This is a genomic window from Pseudomonas sp. SJZ131 (genome assembly GCF_007828705.1).
Taxonomy (GTDB): domain Bacteria; phylum Pseudomonadota; class Gammaproteobacteria; order Pseudomonadales; family Pseudomonadaceae; genus Aquipseudomonas; species Aquipseudomonas prosekii.
On record NZ_VIVC01000001.1, the window covers coordinates 1,323,685 to 1,340,561 of the forward strand.

The 16,877-nt window shown below is 60.7% G+C and carries 15 protein-coding genes; 3 read left to right on the forward strand and 12 right to left on the reverse strand.

What is annotated here, in order from left to right:
• Positions 1 to 3 precede the first annotated feature (3 nt).
• The 3 genes from FBY12_RS05700 to FBY12_RS05710 all read right to left on the reverse strand — a co-directional run bounded on the left by FBY12_RS05700 (position 4) and on the right by FBY12_RS05710 (position 4,765).
• On the reverse strand, positions 4 to 2,379 hold the full coding sequence (locus tag FBY12_RS05700; RefSeq protein ID WP_371918724.1) for an RND family transporter: 2,376 nt from the start codon (positions 2,377 to 2,379) through the stop codon (positions 4 to 6).
• Positions 2,380 to 2,418: 39 nt separating this feature from the next.
• Positions 2,419 to 3,471, reverse strand: a complete 1,053-nt coding sequence (locus FBY12_RS05705) for a YCF48-related protein (protein ID WP_145251878.1) — start codon at positions 3,469 to 3,471, stop codon at positions 2,419 to 2,421.
• Positions 3,472 to 3,742: 271 nt separating this feature from the next.
• Positions 3,743 to 4,765 (reverse strand): alpha/beta fold hydrolase, encoded by a 1,023-nt coding sequence (locus FBY12_RS05710; RefSeq protein WP_145251880.1) that lies wholly within the window; start codon positions 4,763 to 4,765, stop codon positions 3,743 to 3,745.
• Positions 4,766 to 5,023: 258 nt separating this feature from the next.
• Here FBY12_RS05710 and FBY12_RS05715 point away from each other — a divergent pair, with 258 nt between their 5' ends.
• The 3 genes from FBY12_RS05715 (at position 5,024) to FBY12_RS05730 (ending at position 7,503) form a co-directional block, all read left to right on the forward strand.
• Positions 5,024 to 5,764 carry a response regulator gene (locus FBY12_RS05715; RefSeq protein ID WP_092280586.1) on the forward strand — a complete coding sequence of 247 codons (741 nt, stop codon included), beginning with the start codon at positions 5,024 to 5,026 and terminating at the stop codon, positions 5,762 to 5,764.
• Between the two features lie 171 nt (positions 5,765 to 5,935).
• Complete coding sequence (locus tag FBY12_RS05720) at positions 5,936 to 6,322, forward strand: hypothetical protein (protein WP_145251882.1); 387 nt, start codon at positions 5,936 to 5,938, stop codon at positions 6,320 to 6,322.
• Between the two features lie 935 nt (positions 6,323 to 7,257).
• Complete coding sequence (locus FBY12_RS05730; RefSeq protein WP_121733091.1) at positions 7,258 to 7,503, forward strand: hypothetical protein; 246 nt, start codon at positions 7,258 to 7,260, stop codon at positions 7,501 to 7,503.
• 174 nt (positions 7,504 to 7,677) lie between these two features.
• Here the strand turns inward: FBY12_RS05730 and FBY12_RS05735 are convergent, their stop codons facing one another.
• The 9 genes from FBY12_RS05735 to FBY12_RS05775 all read right to left on the reverse strand — a co-directional run bounded on the left by FBY12_RS05735 (position 7,678) and on the right by FBY12_RS05775 (position 16,877).
• The gene (locus FBY12_RS05735) at positions 7,678 to 9,111 is read right to left on the reverse strand and encodes an FAD/NAD(P)-binding protein (protein ID WP_145251884.1); all 1,434 of its coding nucleotides are present in this window, start codon (positions 9,109 to 9,111) and stop codon (positions 7,678 to 7,680) included.
• Between the two features lie 13 nt (positions 9,112 to 9,124).
• On the reverse strand, positions 9,125 to 9,892 hold the full coding sequence (locus tag FBY12_RS05740; protein WP_121733089.1) for an ABC transporter ATP-binding protein: 768 nt from the start codon (positions 9,890 to 9,892) through the stop codon (positions 9,125 to 9,127).
• A 3-nt stretch (positions 9,893 to 9,895) separates the two neighbouring features.
• A complete protein-coding gene (locus tag FBY12_RS05745; protein WP_145251886.1) occupies positions 9,896 to 11,236 on the reverse strand; it encodes an ABC transporter substrate-binding protein in 1,341 nt (446 codons plus the stop codon).
• 26 nt (positions 11,237 to 11,262) lie between these two features.
• The gene (locus tag FBY12_RS05750) at positions 11,263 to 12,312 is read right to left on the reverse strand and encodes a branched-chain amino acid ABC transporter permease (protein ID WP_145251888.1); all 1,050 of its coding nucleotides are present in this window, start codon (positions 12,310 to 12,312) and stop codon (positions 11,263 to 11,265) included.
• A gap of 4 nt (positions 12,313 to 12,316) precedes the next feature.
• Complete coding sequence (locus tag FBY12_RS05755; RefSeq protein WP_145251890.1) at positions 12,317 to 13,198, reverse strand: branched-chain amino acid ABC transporter permease; 882 nt, start codon at positions 13,196 to 13,198, stop codon at positions 12,317 to 12,319.
• A complete protein-coding gene (locus FBY12_RS05760) occupies positions 13,198 to 13,974 on the reverse strand; it encodes an ABC transporter ATP-binding protein (protein WP_145251892.1) in 777 nt (258 codons plus the stop codon). The genes FBY12_RS05755 and FBY12_RS05760 overlap by 1 nt, the downstream gene beginning before the upstream one ends.
• On the reverse strand, positions 13,971 to 14,873 hold the full coding sequence (locus FBY12_RS05765; RefSeq protein ID WP_145251894.1) for an AMP-binding protein: 903 nt from the start codon (positions 14,871 to 14,873) through the stop codon (positions 13,971 to 13,973). Before FBY12_RS05765 ends, FBY12_RS05760 begins: the two co-directional genes overlap by 4 nt.
• Before the next feature lie 151 nt (positions 14,874 to 15,024).
• Positions 15,025 to 16,428: an LLM class flavin-dependent oxidoreductase gene (locus FBY12_RS05770; protein ID WP_145251896.1), complete on the reverse strand. Its 1,404-nt coding sequence runs from the start codon at positions 16,426 to 16,428 to the stop codon at positions 15,025 to 15,027.
• Entirely contained in the window at positions 16,428 to 16,877 is a 450-nt protein-coding gene (locus FBY12_RS05775; protein WP_145251898.1) for an acyl-CoA dehydrogenase, read from the reverse strand. Before FBY12_RS05775 ends, FBY12_RS05770 begins: the two co-directional genes overlap by 1 nt.

Below are 16,877 nucleotides of genomic sequence, written 5' to 3' on the forward strand. Positions count from 1 at the left end.
GGCTTAGTGAGCGAACAACGAGTTGCCCTTCTGCCCTGCCAGTTTCTCCGGTTTGATCAGGAAACGCGCCAGCGCTGGCAGCAGCCACAGCGCGCCGAACATGTTCCACAGCAACATGAAGGTCAGCATCAGGCCCATGTCAGCCTGGAACTTGATCGCCGAGAAAATCCAGGTGCACACGCCGATGGCCAGGCACAGACCGGTGAACAGCACGGCTTTACCGGTCGACTTCAGGGTCTGGTAATAGGCTTCTTGCAACGGCAGCCCGGCGCGCAGGAAGCTTTCCAGTCGGCTGTAAATGTAGATGCCGTAATCGACGCCAATCCCCACGCCCAACGCCACCACCGGCAGGGTCGCCACTTTGACACCGATGCCCATGAACGCCATCAGTGCGTTACCCAGCACCGAGGTCAGCACCAGCGGCAAGACGATGCACAAGGTTGCCGCCCAGGAACGGAAGGTGATCATGCACATGGTCGCGACGCAGATATAAACGAGGATCAGGATGGTCAGCTCGGATTCCTTGATCACCTCGTTGGTCGCGGCTTCAATCCCGGCGTTACCGGCCGCGAGGATGAATTCCAGGCCGTCCTTGTTGTTTTCCTTGGCGAACTCCTGCACCGCATGCACTGCGCGGTCCAGCGTGGCAGCCTTGTGGTCGTTGAGGAACACCAGCACCGGCGCCAACGAGCAACTGTTGTTGTACAGACCGTCCGCACGGGCGATGGAGTTGTTCAGCACGTCCGGGTTGCGCGACAGGGTTTCCCATTTCAGGTTGCCCTCGTTCATGCCTTTGATCATCTGCTTGGACACGGTCACCAGCGAAATCGCCGACTGCACGCCCTCGGTGTTCTGCATCTTCCACATCAGCTCGTCAATCGGCGCCATGGCTTCATAGCGCGAGCAGCCTTCGGACTTGGTCTTGACCATCACCACCAACACGTCGGAACTGGTCGAATAATTGCTGATGATGAAGTTGTTGTCCTTGTTGTAGCGCGAGTCGGGACGCAACTCCGGCGCGCCTTGGTCGAGGTCGCCGATTTTCAGGTTCTGGCTGTACCAGAGGCCGCCGCCGAACGCGATCAGGGCCAGGGCAATCGAAATCGGCGCAACCTTGGGGCTGGCGAAGTTCGACAACAGGCGCCAGAACGGGTGTTCGCGGTGCGCGTCCTTCTTGCTGCGCTCGACCGCACGCTTGCTTATGCCGACATAGGAAATCGCCACCGGCAGCAGGATCAGGTTGGTAAACACGATGACCGCCACGCCGATGGACGCGCCGATCGCCAGTTCACGGATCACGCCGATGTCGATGATCAGCAGCGTGATGAAACCCACCGCATCCGCAAGAATCGCGATCATCCCCGGCAGGAACAGCTGCCGGAAAGTCCGCCGCGCCGCCGTCAGCGCGTTGTCTGCTTCACTGGATTGCAAAGCGATGCCGTTGATTTTCTGCACGCCGTGGGAAATACCGATGGCGAAGATCAGGAACGGCACCAGCATCGAATACGGATCGAGGCCAAAACCGAAAAAGTGCATCAAACCGAGCTGCCAGACCACCGCCACCAGCGTCGTACTCAACACCGCCACGGTGCTGCGCATGCAGTTGGTGAACCAGTACAGCAGGATCAAAGTGATGACGAAGGCAATGCCGAAGAACATCACCACCATCACCAGACCGTCGATCAAATCGCCGACTTTCTTGGCGAAACCGACGATGTGGATCTGCACGTTGGGGTTCTGTTTTTCAAACTTGTCGCGGATCTTGTCTTCGAGTTCGTGGGAGAACTTGCGGTAGTCCAGCGCGAGCAATTTGCCCTGATCCGCTGGGTCCGGGTACGACTCCAGCAGCGGAATATCGACGATGCTCGACTTGAAGTCGTTGGACACCAGACGCCCGACCTGGCCGGATTTGAGCACGTTGTTGCGCAGCAGATCGAGGCTTTGCTGGGAGCCGTTATAGCTCTGCGGGATCACTTCACCGCCGGCAAAACCCTCCTCCGTCACCTCGGTCCAGCGCACGCTCGGGCTCCACAACGACTTGAGGCCGGAACGGTCGACGCCGGAAATGTAGAACACTTCGTCGTTGATCTGACGCAGGGTCTCCATGTATTCCTTGGAGAAAATGTCGCCGTCGGTGGCTTCAACCGAGATCCGCACGGTGTTACCGAGGTTCGCCAGATCGTTGCGGTGCTCCATCATCTTTTGAATGAACGGATGCTCGAGCGGGATCATTTTTTCGAAACTGGTGGACGGCCGAATCAGCGTGGCCTGCCAGAACAGGAAAATGCTCACCAGCAGGCAGATGGTGATCACTGCCGGCCGGTTGTTGAAGATCAGGCGTTCGAGAAACGTCGCCTTGTCTTGGTGATGACTTGTCATGGATGTCATGTCTCCGCCCTTCTTATTATGTGGCCCGGCTTATTTGCTGAGCTCGGCGCCGGTTGGCGAAGTGGCGCGAACGCCGCCCTGTCCTGCCAGAATCAAGTTTCCATTGCCCGCAGCCGTCACCGCCGACACCGAAATCCGGTCCGGGCGATTGAACACAGTGAAGGTTTCGCCGTTGTCGCTGCTGCTGATCACCGAGCCGCCGTTGCCGACGATCACGATCGAACCGTCGTCGAGCAGCGTAGCGCCGGACAAGCCGAATTCCAGCGAGCCGCGCGCAGCCTGCAGATCGACCTGTTCCCAGTTGCTGCCGAAATCGCTGGAGCGGTACAGGTTGCCGCGCAGTCCGTAGGCCAGCAGGGTGTTGGGCTGAGCGGTGCCGATCACGCCGAACAGCGAACCTTCGTACGGGCCTTCGAGTTTTTCCCAGGTTTGGCCCCAGTCGGCGGAGCGGAACATGCTGCCCTGCTCGCCCACGATGAACAGCCCGGCGTCCTTGACCGCCGCGATGGCATTGAGGTGGAACTGATCTTCGTTGTCGAGACGATCACTGGCGTCTTCCCAGTGCTTGCCGCCGTCGATGGTTTCCAGCAACGCGCCGTACGCACCCACGGCAAAGCCGCTGTTGACGTCTTTGAACCAGACGTCGAGCAGCGGCGATTCGCGTTTCAGGTCTTCAAATTGTTTGGTCCAGGTGACGCCGCCGTCTTCACTGGCGAGGATTTGCGCGTCATGCCCAACGGCCCAGCCGTGTTGATCATCGACAAAGAACACGGCGGTGAGCAGTTGCCGGGTCGGCACTTTGGCTTGGGTCCAGGTGTTGCCCTGGTCATCGGAATACAGAATGTGCCCACGATCACCGACCGCCACCAGGCGCTTGCCGGCGTGGACGACGTCGAGCATCAGACTTTTGGCGGCTTTGGCGGATTCCACGGAATGCACCAGATCGGCCGGCGGCGCGTCGGCGGCAAGCACCGGCATCGACCATGCCGCACAGCCCAACAGCGAGAGCGCTGTAGCCAGCAACGCGATTTTGCGTAATGCCGGCGGGCGGCAGATACCCACACCCATGACAGGCTCACTCATAGACCTTCCCCCATTATTATTGTTAGGTCGTTCAACCTTTCAGGGCGCCGTAAGGGTGCGCTGCGAGATTGGCTGTTTTTGGAGCATAGTCCTGAAACATGGTCCTGAAACGCGCAATCTAGAGCCCCTTCGGAAGCTGGCCTATCCTATCGGGGTTTGGAAAGGTCTGACAATCGACGCCACGTTATCTTTTGTTAACTGGGGCGGGATGTGGGGTTGGCTGAATGAATGGGTATCAAGTGGGTTGATTACACTCCCTGAACACGCCTGTTTACAGTTGATCCGCGTCGATCACCGCGTTGGCGAAGGCTTGCGGGTCTTCTTGCGGCAGGTTGTGGCCAATGCCGCCGCTGATCAGCCGGTATTGGTATTTGCCGGTGAAGCGTTTGGCGTAATCTTCGGCGGCCGGGTGCGGCGCACCATTGGCGTCGCCTTCCAGAGTGATGGTCGGCACGCTGATGTCGGGTGCCTTGGCCAGCCGTTGTTCCAGCGCTTCGTATTGCGCTTCGCCCTTGACCATACCCAGACGCCAGCGATAGTTGAATACGGTGATGGCGACGTGATCCGGGTTGTCCAGTGCCGCCGCGCTGCGGTCGAACGTGGCGTCGTCAAAGGTCCATTTCGGCGACGCGGTTTGCCAGATCAACTTGGCGAAGTCATGGCGATTTTTCGCATAACCGGCCTCGCCACGCTCTGTCGCGAAGTAGAACTGGTACCACCATTGCAACTCGGCTTTGGGCGGCAGCGGAGTTTTCCCGGCAGCCTGGTTGCCAATCAGATAACCACTGACCGCCACCAGCGCCTCTACCCGCTCCGGCCACAGCGCTGCGACGATATCCGCCGAACGTGCGCCCCAGTCGTAGCCGCCGAGCACGGCTTTGTTGATCTTCAACGCGTCCATGAAATCGATGACATCACTGGCCAGCGCCGCCGGTTGGCCGTTGCGCAGGGTTTTGTCGGAGAGGAAGCGGGTATCGCCATAACCGCGCGCATACGGGATCAACACCCGATAACCCTTGGCTGCGAGCAGCGGCGCCACGTCGCTATAACTGTGAATGTCGTAAGGCCAGCCGTGGAGCAGAATCACCACGGGGCCGTCAGCAGGACCGACTTCTGCATAAGCTACGTCCAATAATCCGGCTTTGACGTGCTTGAGCGCGCCGAGCGAATCGGATTTGCTGATAGCCGTGCTGGCCGCCACCGGGGTCGAGGTTTTAACATCGGCATGCGCCGAGAACGCGGCGACGTTCAGGGCCGCGAACAGGCTGGCGGTGGCGAGTGTGTTCCAGTTCATGGTGATCTCCTCAGGCTGCGAATGAAGGCAGTTTTGATTGCCTTGACGGAAGCTATTCAAACGCTCTGGGGTATCTGCCATGTGTCGTAAAACCACGGCTAACATCCCTTAACGTGTCCAGCGGTGGGTGAGATACAGTGCGATACAAATGCACAGCGAACCTTTCTGCGGGCGGCCGGGTCGCTTTCGCGAGAGGGCTTGCTCCTGCAAGGGGATGTGCTGTGGCGGGTGAATCAGGCGAATAACAAGAGGTGGGCGATGGAACATGTGGACCACATCCTGATCGTCGATGACGATCGCGAGATCCGTGAGCTGGTCGGCAATTACCTGAAGAAAAACGGCCTGCGCACCACCGTCGTGGCTGACGGCCGGCAGATGCGCAGCTTCCTCGAGGCCAATCAGGTGGATTTGATCGTGCTGGACATCATGATGCCCGGCGATGACGGCTTGCTGCTGTGCCGCGAACTGCGCTCGGGCAAACACAAAGCCACGCCGATCCTGATGCTCACGGCACGCAACGATGAAACCGACCGCATCCTCGGCCTGGAAATGGGCGCCGACGATTACCTGACCAAACCGTTCGCCGCCCGCGAACTGCTGGCCCGGATCAACGCCGTGCTGCGCCGCACGCGCATGCTGCCGCCGAACCTGCTGATCAGCGAAAGCGGTCGGCTGCTGGCGTTTGGTCGCTGGCGCCTCGATACCACCGCCCGCCATCTACTCGACGAGGACGACACCATGGTCGCCCTCAGCGGCGCCGAATATCGTCTGCTGCGAGTGTTTCTCGATCATCCGCAACGGGTGCTCAGCCGCGACCAATTGCTCAACCTGACCCAGGGCCGCGACGCTGATCTGTTCGACCGCTCCATCGATTTGCTGGTCAGCCGGTTGCGCCAGCGGCTGCGGGATGATTCGCGTGAATCCACCTACATCAAGACCGTGCGCAATGAGGGCTACGTGTTTTCCTACCCAGTGGAGATGCTCGGCGCATCGTCATGAGTTGATTTGTATCTGCGTGTATATGAACCGCCGATAGATACGTTGCCGCCGATTTCGCGGCGTCCAAGCACACATCAGCGATACACCCGGGCGTTTAACTGTGACCACCAGCTAGCACTGAGCTACTCGGCGCTACTGACTCACTCAACTTAAACGCACGGAGAATCACCCATGTTCAACTTCTCGAAAGTCTCGTCCCTGGTACTCGGTCTCGCATTGGTTGGCGGCTTAGGTTTATCGAATCTGGCGTCGGCAAACAGCCCGAGTACAGGCTCTCACGCTTCGGTTCAGCAACTGCTGGTGGAGGGTGGATCGGACCGGTTGCAACAGAATCGTGTGGCCGAGGGCGGCGCCGACCGTCTGCAGGAACTGCGTGAACGTGTGGCCGAGGGCGGTTCGGATCGGCTGATGCAGAATCGTGTGGCTGAAGGTGGCGCGGATCGTCTGCAGGAATTGCGTGAACGTGTGGCGCAAGTCAGCCCGGGGAATGCGCTGGTGGCTGGTGTAGTCGTCGCGGAAAACCGCCCGGAGTTCGGCTCGAAATATCAGCGCTACTGATCAAATCCGCCCATACAGCACCGATCAATTGTAGGAGCGAGCCTGCTCGCGATAGCGGTATGCCAAGCGCCTGAGATGTCGAATGTTAAGCAGCCATCGCGAGCAGGCTCGCTCCTACAGGGGTTCCGCATTGGGCGCTGAAATCGCGACCGACACCGATCAATTGTAGGAGTGAGCCTGCTCGCGATGGCGGCATGCCAGGCGAATGTGATGTTGAATGTTAAGCAGCCATCGCGAGCAAGCTCGCTCCTACAGGTGTTCCGCATTGGGCGCTGAAATCGCGACTGACATCGATCAATTGTGGGAGCGAGCTTGCTCGCGATAGCGGTATGCCCCGCGACAGAACAGTTGAATGTTAAGCAGCCATCGCGAGCAGGCTCACTCCCACACGGATTCTGCATTGAGCGCTGAAATCGCGACCGACACCGACCAATTGTAGGAGTGAGCCTGCTCGCGATAGCGGTCTGACAGGCGACTGTGATGTCGAATGTTAAACAGCCATCGCGAGCAAGCTCGCTCCCACAGGGGTTGTGCGTTGGGTACAGAAATCGCGACCGACCCCGATCAATTGTAGGAGTGAGCCTGCTCGCGATAGCGGTCTGCCAAGCGCCTGAGATGCCGAATGTTAGGCAGCCATCGCGAGCAGGCTCACTCCTACAGGGGTTGTGCGTTGGGTACAGAAATCGCGACCGACACCGATCAATTGTGGGAGCGAGCTTGCTCGCGATAGCGGCCTACCAGGCGAATGTGATGTTGAATGTTACGCAGCCATCGCGAGCAGGCTCGCTCCTACAGGGGGACTTGGGTTGTCGGGTAGGCATTCGGCAGTCATGGATCAACGCTCTCGATATCAACTATGCGCAAGGGTGTTTTTTCATCGTGCGGTTCCAGCACTAGAGTGGCGACATCTTCTTCCCACTCTCTGGAGCAACATCATGAAAAGCATTATTGGTCTGACCTTCGCCCTTACCGTCCTTGGCGCTACTTCGGCCATGGCCGCGCCTCAAGCCATCGCTGCGGTCAAAGTCGGCCAGCAAGCGGTTCAAAACGTGAACACTGTCGGCATCGACACCGAACGCAAAGGCAGCGTCAATCTGCAGCAGAACGCCGAACAAACCAAACTCTACGTCGCGGAAAACCGTCCTGAGTTCGGCACCAAGCATCAGCGCATCGATGCTTGATCCGGCAGGCGCCACAAGCACTCAAGACCACCCCCAAACCTGTGGCGAGCGAGCTTGCTCGCGCCGGGTTGCGCAGCGACCCCCGCTCCTTTGGAGTGGAAAAAGGGATCAGTTGCGCAGTCCAGCGCGAGCAAGCGCGTTCGCCACAGGTGCGTCTTGATCCACAGACTTGATTCAGCCTTCGCCAGCCAGCCGCGCCGCCAGCGCTTTCGCCTGACTCGCGACATCCGTCACCGCGGTACTTTCCCACCACATCCCGCGCAACGGCGGCCCCATCGCAAACAACCTTCCGCCAACCCGCCCGTCAGCCTCCAGCACCGCGCCATCCGCCGTCGCCGCAATCCCCAACGCCAACGGCCCAGGCTGGATCAACCCGCGCGCCAGCAACTGCTGCGGCAATGGCCGGGCAACGCGCCGCCAGTCGTATTCGATACCGCTGGAATTGATCAACGCCGCGCCGCTGACAATTACTTCCTCAGCCTCACCGCGCCGCCGAATGCGAATATTCACGCCGCCATTGCCATCCGCCGCCAGGTCCTTGAACGACGCCGCGTGAATACGCAGCCGCCCCTCCCCGTGCAAGCGCTCCACCAACTCGGCGCTGAGCGGCGGCGAGCGATGGTGATGACTTTCCCACCACGGCCGCACGTGCCGCACGAATTGCCGACGCTGCCGATCAGTTGCCTGACTCCACAAGCGACCGATGTGCGCGCGCACCGTGTCCAGAGGCGCTTGCCAGTCGATGCCCTGGGTGAGCGCCGCGCGACATTGGCGGCGCAACTCGCGGACCAATTGACGCGGCGTGCGCAGACTCTGGTCCTCGGCAAGAAAATCCACCCAGGCCGGCGGTTGGCGCCGCACATGCGGGAGCAATCCATGTCGGGAAAACACTTCGATCGGCCCGCGATGCCCGGCCTGCTCCAGCGACACCACGGCGTCGACCATGGTCAAACCGGAACCGATGATCAACACCGTCGATTGCGCGTCCAGTTGGCGCATCGCCGCGACATCCCATGGGTCCAGCGCCGCTGCATTGACGCCGCTGGACGCGGTTTGCGGCGTGCGCGCGGCAGCAAACATCCCGGTGGCCAACACCGCAAAAGCACCCTGCAACCGCTGGCCATCACTCAAGGTCAGCTGCACCGAATCATCCTGCGCGAGCAGATCAACCACTTCCGCGCGCACGTGCTCAACCGTAGAACCGTTCAGCGCTCCCACTTCCTGCGCCTCAGCCAACCGCTGCTGCACGTACAAGCCGAAAATCCCGCGCGGCGGAAACAGCTCGCTGACCGGCACATCCTGTTCATCCGACTGCGGCCAACCACCCGCTGCAATGTACTGCGTCAGCCATTGGGTCAAATCATCGGCGTTGTCCGGGTCGACGCTCATGCGCGCCGCGTTGCCGTTCAGCGTGTGGCCCAACTCGACCGCGCTGTACGCTTCGCCCCGGCCGAGTTCGGCGCGTGGCTCGATGACCAGCAGCGAGCGCTGTCCGGGCAACCGCAACAATTGCGCCGCGAGCATTGCGCCGCTGAGGCCGCCGCCGATGATCAGGATGTCTGCGTGGCGGATGGCGTCGGTCGCCTGTCCGCTGGAAGTTGGATTCATCGCACTCTCACGGTCAATGTTTGCCTAGATAAAAGTCATGCAAATCGCCCCGGGCCAACAGCGCCTCGGCACTGCCCGCCAACACCACCCGCCCGGTGTCGAGCACATAAGCGTGCGACGCATACTTGAGCGCCACATTAATGTTTTGCTCGGCAATCAGGAAGCTCACCTGTTCGTCGCGATTGAGTTGGGCAATGATCTCGAAAATCTCCTGGACGATAATCGGCGCCAAACCCATCGACGGCTCATCGAGCAACACCAGCGTCGGCCGCGTCATCAACGCGCGGCCAATGGCAATCATTTGCTGCTCGCCGCCGGAGGTCAGCCCGGCCTGGGTTTTGCGTTTGGTTTTCAGGCGCGGGAACCAGGCATAAATCCGTTCCAGATCGCGCGCCATGTCCTGCCGACTCAAGCGCCGGACAAACCCGCCGCTGCGCAAATTGTCCTCGACCGTCAGTTGCGCGAATACATGCCGACCCTCCAGCACATGCACCATGCCTTGGCCCACCCGCACGCTGGGATCGACGCCCGCCGTATCGCGCCCGAGAAACTCGATGCTGCCGCGACTGACTTGCGCGCGTTCGGCGCGCACCAGTCCGGAAATTGCCTTCAGCGTGGTGCTTTTCCCGGCGCCGTTGGCCCCCAATAACGCGACGATGCCGCCCTTGGGCACCGCGAGGGACACCCCGGCCACGGCGAGGATTGCGCCGTCGTAGATCACTTCGATGTCCTTGACCTGCAGCAAATCGGTGGCAGCAATCTCGCTGGCGGCGTGGTTCATGGCTTATTCATCCCCGGTGCAAGTGCGTGGCGTCAGGCCCTTTTCCTTGGCGAACGCTGCGGATTTTTCATCGATCAAGGGCCGCAGCAATGCGCGATCCGCCGGTACCCAATCGCTGATCAGCGTCCAATTGGCGCCGTCCCACTGCTGCACCCGCGCCGAACCGCCGCCCTCGTGGTCCTTGCACGACAACTTGAGGTTTTGCATCAGGCCCAGGTAGCCCATGTCCTTGAGCCGCGCGTCGTCAATATTCAGGTGTTCCAGACCCCAGCGCCCTTCCTCACCGTTCAACGGCCGCTTGCCGAATTTGCCCTGCGCGGTGCGGATCGCCTCGACCATCACCGCCGCGTTTACAAGCCCGGAGTTGTAATAGACGCTGCCGAAATTCTTCAGGTCCTTGAGGTCGCTTTTGCCCTTGTCGAGGATGTGTTGCTTGAGGCGTTTGTGGATCTCGAAATCAGTGCCGGCCGGGTATGGCGTCAGCGCCAGATAACCTTTGGCAGCGGCGCCGGCGGGCAATACGTCTTCGCTGGAACTGGCCCATATATCGCCGACGATGTGGTCCACCGGGAAACCGAAACGCGCAGCGGTTTTCACCGCCACCGGCGTCGAGACGCCCCACGTGCGCAGGAACACCCAATCCGGATTGGCCTGGCGAATCTGCCGCCATTGCGCCGATTGCTCGTTGCCCGGATCGGCGACTGGAATCTGGATATTCTCGAACCCGTATTTCTGCGCCAACAACTTCAGCGGCCCGAGCGTTTCGCGGCCGTACGCCGAGTCGTGATAGACCGTGGCAATCTTCTTGCCCTTGAGCTTGTCGAATCCGCCCTCACGCTGGGCGATGTAATTGATCAGGCTCGATGCCTCGCTGTAGAACGTCAGCATCACCGGGAAGTTGTACGGAAACACCGTGCCGTCGGTGGCTTCGGTGCGCCCGTAACCGAGGGTCACCAGCGGAATCTTGTCGACCTCGGCGCGCTCGCTCAGGGCATACGCGGCCGGTGCACCGTTGGGTGCGTAAATCGCCACCGGCGCGCCGTCCAGACCATTTTTGAAGCGCTCGTAACACTCGATACCCTTTTCTGCCGTCCACTCGGTTTCGCATTCCTGCCAAACCAGTTTGACCCCGTTGATCCCGCCCTCGACCTCGTTGATGTAGTTCAGGTAATCGAGCATCCCAGCCCACACCTGCACGCCGCTGGAGGCGTAGGCGCCGACGCGGTAAGTGGCCAACGGGAAAAACTGCTGGTCGGGCGAGGCCTGGACCACCGGCGCCGCACTGGCATAAATCGCGAGCGCCAGAGCGGCGCTCACCCACGAACGTTTCAACGATGCACGCATGGTTTCTCTCTGATCAGATGTGGAATTCAGAAGCGCAGCGGCCAGTGACTCAGCCGTTGACGAAAGTTGCTCAGCAAACGGATCAAGCCTTCCGGTTCCTTGATCAGGAACAGGATGATCAGCACGCCGAAGATGATTTTTTGCAGGTTCTGCAATTGCCCGGCATCCACCGCACCGCCAAACAACGCCTGCCCGGCATGGCTCAGCAGAATCGGCAACAGACTGATAAACGCCGCGCCAACGAAGTTGCCGGCAATGCTGCCCATGCCGCCAATAATGATGATGAACAGGATCTGGAACGACCGGTTGATATCGAAACTGCTGGCGCTGGCCGTGCCCAGATAAGCGAAGGCCCACAATGCGCCGGCAATGCCGAGGTAGAACGAGCTGACGGCGAACGCCAGGTGTTTGTAGCGCACCACCGGAATGCCGATCACCGCAGCGGCGGTGTCCATGTCGCGAATCGCCATCCAGTTGCGGCCGATCTGGCTTTTCACCAGATTGAGCGCAACCCAGGTCAGCAACAGCACCGTGGTCAACGTCAGCAGATAACGCCCGACCGGGGTGTTGAGGTCATGCCCGAACAGCGCCAGTTTCGGCGCGGAAATGGTCCCGGACGAGCCGTAGTTGTAGAACCAGGGGAATTTGACGAACAGCCATTCGAGGAAGAACTGCGCGGCCAGCGTCGTGACCATCAGGTAAAAACCCTTGATCCGCGAGCTCGGCAAACCGAACACGTAACCGACCACGGCGCTGATCAATCCACCGCCCAGCAATGCCACCGGCAAGCCCAATTCCGGCAAACGCAGCAGAAATCCATAAGTGGCAAACGCGCCGACGGCCATGAACCCGGCGGCGCCGACCGAGGTCTGGCCGGTGTAGCCGGTCAGCAGGTTGAGGCCGAGCCCGGCGAGTGACAGCACCAGAAACGGGATCAGAATTGCGTTCAGCCAATAGTCATTGCCGGTCAGCGGCACGATTACAAACGCGATCAACAACAAAGCGCTCAAGGCCAGCGGCAAACGACGCTGAAGCAACACTGACGGCGCGGTTTCGCGGGTGAGGGAGATCGACATGGTTTCAGACTCGCTCGATGGCGCGCTCGCCGAACAGGCCGGCGGGACGGATGTAGAGGAAGGCCAGGGCCAGGACGTAAGCGAACCACGGCGTGATGCCGCCGCCGATCAACGGGCCGATGTACACCTCGGCGAGATTCTCGGCGGCACCGACGATCAACCCGCCGACAATCGCCCCGCCAATCGAGGTGAAACCGCCGATGATCAACACCGGCAAAGCCTTGAGCACCACCAGCGACAAGGAAAACTGCACCCCTTGGCGCGCGCCCCAGAGCAATCCGGCGACCAGCCCGACCACCCCGGCGACCGCCCAGACGATCTGCCAGATACGGTTGAGGTTGATGCCAATCGATAAGGCTGCGGTGGTGTCGTCCGCTACCGCGCGCAGCGACACGCCGATCCGGGTCTTGTTGAACAGCAGCGCCAGCACCGTGACCAACACAATGGCAACGGCGGCGGCGATCAGGTCGAACTGGCTGACCATCATCGCCCCGATGAAAATCGGGACGTCGTCGATGCCCAGATCCAGCGCCCGCACCTGCGAACCCATCAAGCCCTGCGCCAGCCCTTCGATGATGAACGACAGCCCCAACGTCGCCATGAACAGGGTGATTTGCGAACGGTTGACCAGCGGCCGCAGCACCAACCGCTCGATCAGCAACGCGCCGATGATCATCACCAGCACCGTCAGCAACAGCGCCAGCACAAACGGAATGCCTTGGTCGTGGAGGCTGACAAAAGTCAGCGCGGCGAACAGCAGCATCGCGCCCTGGGCGAAATTGAACACGCCGCTGGCCTTGTAGATCAGCACAAAACCGATGGCGACCAGCGAGTACATGGTGCCGGCGAGCAAGCCGCCGAGCAGGGTTTCGAAGAAAAATGTCATCAGTGCACCACTCCCAGATACGCCGCGATAACCTCGGGATCGGCCTGAACCTGGGCGGGCGTGCCGTCGCCGACCTTGCTCCCGTAATCGAGCACCACAACATGGTCGGACAGGCCCATGACCACGCTCATGTCGTGCTCGATCAGCACTACGGTGGTGCCGAGGTCGCGGTTGATGTCAGCGATAAATCGGGCCATTTCCTGTTTCTCTTCAGCGTTCATCCCGGCCATTGGCTCGTCGAGCAGCAACAGGCGTGGCCCGGCGATCAACGCGCGACCCAACTCGACGCGTTTTTGCAGGCCATAGGAGAGGTTGCCGACCGGCACATCGCGGTGCGCTTGCAGTTCCAGAAACTCCAGAATGCCTTGCGCCTGTTGGCGGAATTCGGCGGCTTCGCGGCGCGCGCGCGGCAGGTTCAGCGCTTGTTCGATGAAGCTGCTGCGCAGGTGCCGCGACAGGCCGGTAAGGATGTTGTCGATCACGCTCATTTTCTTGAACAGCGCGTTGTTCTGGAACGTGCGGCCAATGCCCCGGCGCGCGGCAGTCAGCGGGTCGATGCGCTTGAACGGCTGCTGCTCGAAAATGATCGAACCGGCATCGAAGCGATACCCGCCGTTGAGCACATTGAGCAGCGAACTTTTGCCGGCGCCGTTAGGGCCGATCAATGCGCAGATTTCGCCCTTGCGCACGTCGAAGGACAATTGGTTGATCGCCTTCACGCCTTTGAATGACAGGGAAATGCCGCTGACTTGGAGGATCGATTCGGTCGAGCTCATGCGATGTCCCGTTTGAATTCGGCAAGCCAGGTCGGTGCGGTGGGCACGTCGCGGCTGCGCGTGGCTTGCCAGATAAAGTGCAGGTTGTGAAAGCCGAGCAAGCGCCGCACCCGGTTTTTGATCAGGCGTTGCAGTGGTTTCTCCGGGTGGGCGATGGCCCAGTCGCAGAGGCGTCGGCGCCAGGTGTTTGGTGGCGCGAGGCGGCTTTCGATTTCGCCGGCCAAGGTGTCCAGACGCTCGGCGGACAGCAGCCCGGACGGCGCCACTTCGCGGCGATCGCGACTGGCGCTGCCGGGGCTTTCGGGGAATGCCAAGACGTGACCGCTGGCCAGCCATTGGTCGAGCAACACGCCGAGGCCGTCCTGCCATGCGGTGCTTTCTTCGCTCCACAGCTGCGCCGTTTTGATATTCAGGCGCAGGCGCTGCGCAGGTTCGACCGGGCCGAGCAGTTCAGCGAAATTCAATAGCGTCTGGCCGTGGTTGAGCCAGCGTTGTCGGGTCTGTCGTCCTTGGACAAAAGCGTGCGTCGGGTGACTGCGCCACAGCACTTTGCGCAGCGCCTCGGGGTCGAGGGTGTCGGGCAAGGTCAGCACTTCGCCGCCAACATGCCGGGCGGCTAACGCCAGCAGCAACAGATCCGGCTCGAAAGCACCGCTCAGGGCCAGTCGCGAGCCTTCGGTAAAGCCCTGCTGGCGCAAGCCGTCAGCGAGACGCTCGACATCGCGCAAGGCATCGATCCAGCGCCAGACATACCACTGACCGTGGCGTTTGTGCCGCAGCGCGATGTGCAACGGACTGACCTGGCCCCAGTGACGCAACTGCTCCAGGGCCAGCGGTGCCTCGACGTGCCATTCGGCAGAATCGGCAACGGTCGGACGTTTGAGTTCATGCACGCTCATGGGTTGACCTCCTGTTCATGGGCTGTGGCGAGGGGGCTTGCCCCCGTTCGGCTGCGCAGCAGTCGTAATCCTGTACGCAGGGTGTTGAGCGAAGAAAAAAGTCAGGGACCGCTTCGCGACCCAATCGGGGCAAGCCCACTCGCCACAGGGTTCAGGCCGATGCGGCTTGTTTCTCCTGCTGCCGCAACGCCGCCAAGTCTCGATACCCGGCGCCCGGATGGATGTCCGGCAATCGCGGCCCTGCGCCAAACAACTTCTCGCGCAAGGTCCCCGGCGCGTATTCGGTCTTGTACACGCCGCGCTTTTGCAATTCCGGCACCAGCAATTCCACCGCGTCGACAAACGTTTCGTGGGTCAGCGCATACGCCAGGTTGAACCCGTCGACATCGGTGTCCTCGACCCACTCCTGCAGCAGGTCCGCCACCGTCTCCGGACTGCCGACAAACAACGGGCCAAACCCACCAATGCCGACCCAATCGGCCAATTCATTCGGTGTCCAGACCTTGTTCGGATCGGCCGTGGAAAACGCTTCCACCGCCGATTGAATCGCATTGGTATGCACGTGCTTGAGCGGTTCATCCGGTTTGAACCGGCTGAAATCAATCCCGGTCCAGCCCGAAATCAGCGCCATCGCGCCCTCGTAACTGACCCAGGTTTTGTATTCCTCAAACTTGGCTTTAGCCTTGGCGTCGGTCTCGCCGAGAATCACCGTTTGCAGGTTGAAGATCAGAATCTTGCGCGGGTCGCGCCCCGCCTCCGCCGCCCGCCGACGAATATCCGCGACGGTTTTCTTCAGCAGCACTTTCGACGGCGCCGCGACAAACACGCACTCGGCGTGCTCGGCGGCAAACTGCTTGCCACGACTCGAGGCGCCGGCCTGATACAGCACGGGCGTGCGCTGCGGCGACGGCTCGCAGAGGTGAATACCGGGCACTTGAAAATGTTTGCCGACGTGCTGGATTTCATGAATCTTGCTCGGGTCACTGAAGATCCGCCGCTCGCGATCACGCAGGATCGCGCCCTCCTCCCAACTGCCTTCCCAGAGCTTGTAGCAAACCTCCAGATACTCCTCGGCGAAGTCGTAACGCGCGTCGTGTTCGGTCTGATTCTTCTGCCCGAGATTCTTTGCTCCGCTCTCCAGATAAGAAGTGACGATGTTCCACCCGGCGCGGCCCTTGGTCAGGTGGTCGAGCGTCGACAGGCGTCGGGCGAACGGATACGGATGCTCGAACGACAACGACGCCGTCAGGCCAAAACCCAAGTGTTCCGTGACCAGCGCCATTGGCGGAATCAGTTGCAGCGGATCGTTGACCGGCACTTGCGCAGCCTGCCGAATCGCCGCGTCACCGTTGCCGTTGTAGACGTCGTAAATCCCGAGCACGTCGGCGATAAACAAGCCATCGAACTTGCCGCGCTCAAGGATCTTCGCCAGATCGGTCCAGTATTCGAGGTCCTTGTACTGCCACGAGCGATCCCGTGGATGCGCCCATAACCCGGGCGATTGATGGCCGACGCAGTTCATGTCGAAAGCATTCAGACGAATTTCACGGGCCATCAAACGGCTCCCTGTTCAAGTGCGCGCACGCTCGGCGGATGAATGCCGTTGAGGCGGAAGTTGCCGATCAGATGCAGTTTCCAGCGCAGCGGATCCTCAAGTGATCCGTGCAATGCGGTGCGCTGGCCGGTGAGTTCGAACTCGGCGTTGCTCACGGCATTCAGGGCATCGGCACTGGCCAGGTGCGACTCGGCAATTGCAACGCTGATTTCGGTATCGTCGAAAGCGCTGTCGAGAAACGCTTCAGCACGCTCCAGCAGCGCAGCGGCGACTTCGATACGGATGTGCAAATCGCCGACCCGGCTAATCACAAACGGATCATCGCTGGCCTGTTTTTGCTGGCGAACCAGGCGCAACGTCGCGTCAAACAGGCTGCGGGCGTTGTGCAAGTCGTGCTGACTTTTTGCCAGGGATTGCCCGGCGCTAAGCGGTTGGGTCAAGGCATTCAT

Excerpts from the sequence above, each read along its gene's own strand:
- FBY12_RS05760 (WP_145251892.1), bottom strand. The coding sequence starts at position 13,974 with ATGAGCTCGACCGAATCGATCCTCCAAGTCAGCGGCATTTCCCTGTCA.
- FBY12_RS05740 (WP_121733089.1), bottom strand. The coding sequence starts at position 9,892 with ATGAACCACGCCGCCAGCGAGATTGCTGCCACCGATTTGCTGCAGGTC.
- FBY12_RS05765 (WP_145251894.1), bottom strand. The coding sequence starts at position 14,873 with ATGAGCGTGCATGAACTCAAACGTCCGACCGTTGCCGATTCTGCCGAA.
- FBY12_RS05750 (WP_145251888.1), bottom strand. The coding sequence starts at position 12,312 with ATGTCGATCTCCCTCACCCGCGAAACCGCGCCGTCAGTGTTGCTTCAG.
- FBY12_RS05770 (WP_145251896.1), bottom strand. The coding sequence starts at position 16,428 with ATGGCCCGTGAAATTCGTCTGAATGCTTTCGACATGAACTGCGTCGGC.
- FBY12_RS05735 (WP_145251884.1), bottom strand. The coding sequence starts at position 9,111 with ATGAATCCAACTTCCAGCGGACAGGCGACCGACGCCATCCGCCACGCA.
- FBY12_RS05730 (WP_121733091.1), top strand. The coding sequence starts at position 7,258 with ATGAAAAGCATTATTGGTCTGACCTTCGCCCTTACCGTCCTTGGCGCT.
- FBY12_RS05775 (WP_145251898.1), bottom strand. The coding sequence starts at position 16,877 with ATGAATGCCTTGACCCAACCGCTTAGCGCCGGGCAATCCCTGGCAAAA.
- FBY12_RS05710 (WP_145251880.1), bottom strand. The coding sequence starts at position 4,765 with ATGAACTGGAACACACTCGCCACCGCCAGCCTGTTCGCGGCCCTGAAC.
- FBY12_RS05715 (WP_092280586.1), top strand. The coding sequence starts at position 5,024 with ATGGAACATGTGGACCACATCCTGATCGTCGATGACGATCGCGAGATC.
- FBY12_RS05755 (WP_145251890.1), bottom strand. The coding sequence starts at position 13,198 with ATGACATTTTTCTTCGAAACCCTGCTCGGCGGCTTGCTCGCCGGCACC.
- FBY12_RS05720 (WP_145251882.1), top strand. The coding sequence starts at position 5,936 with ATGTTCAACTTCTCGAAAGTCTCGTCCCTGGTACTCGGTCTCGCATTG.
- FBY12_RS05700 (WP_371918724.1), bottom strand. The coding sequence starts at position 2,379 with ATGACAAGTCATCACCAAGACAAGGCGACGTTTCTCGAACGCCTGATC.
- FBY12_RS05705 (WP_145251878.1), bottom strand. The coding sequence starts at position 3,471 with ATGAGTGAGCCTGTCATGGGTGTGGGTATCTGCCGCCCGCCGGCATTA.
- FBY12_RS05745 (WP_145251886.1), bottom strand. The coding sequence starts at position 11,236 with ATGCGTGCATCGTTGAAACGTTCGTGGGTGAGCGCCGCTCTGGCGCTC.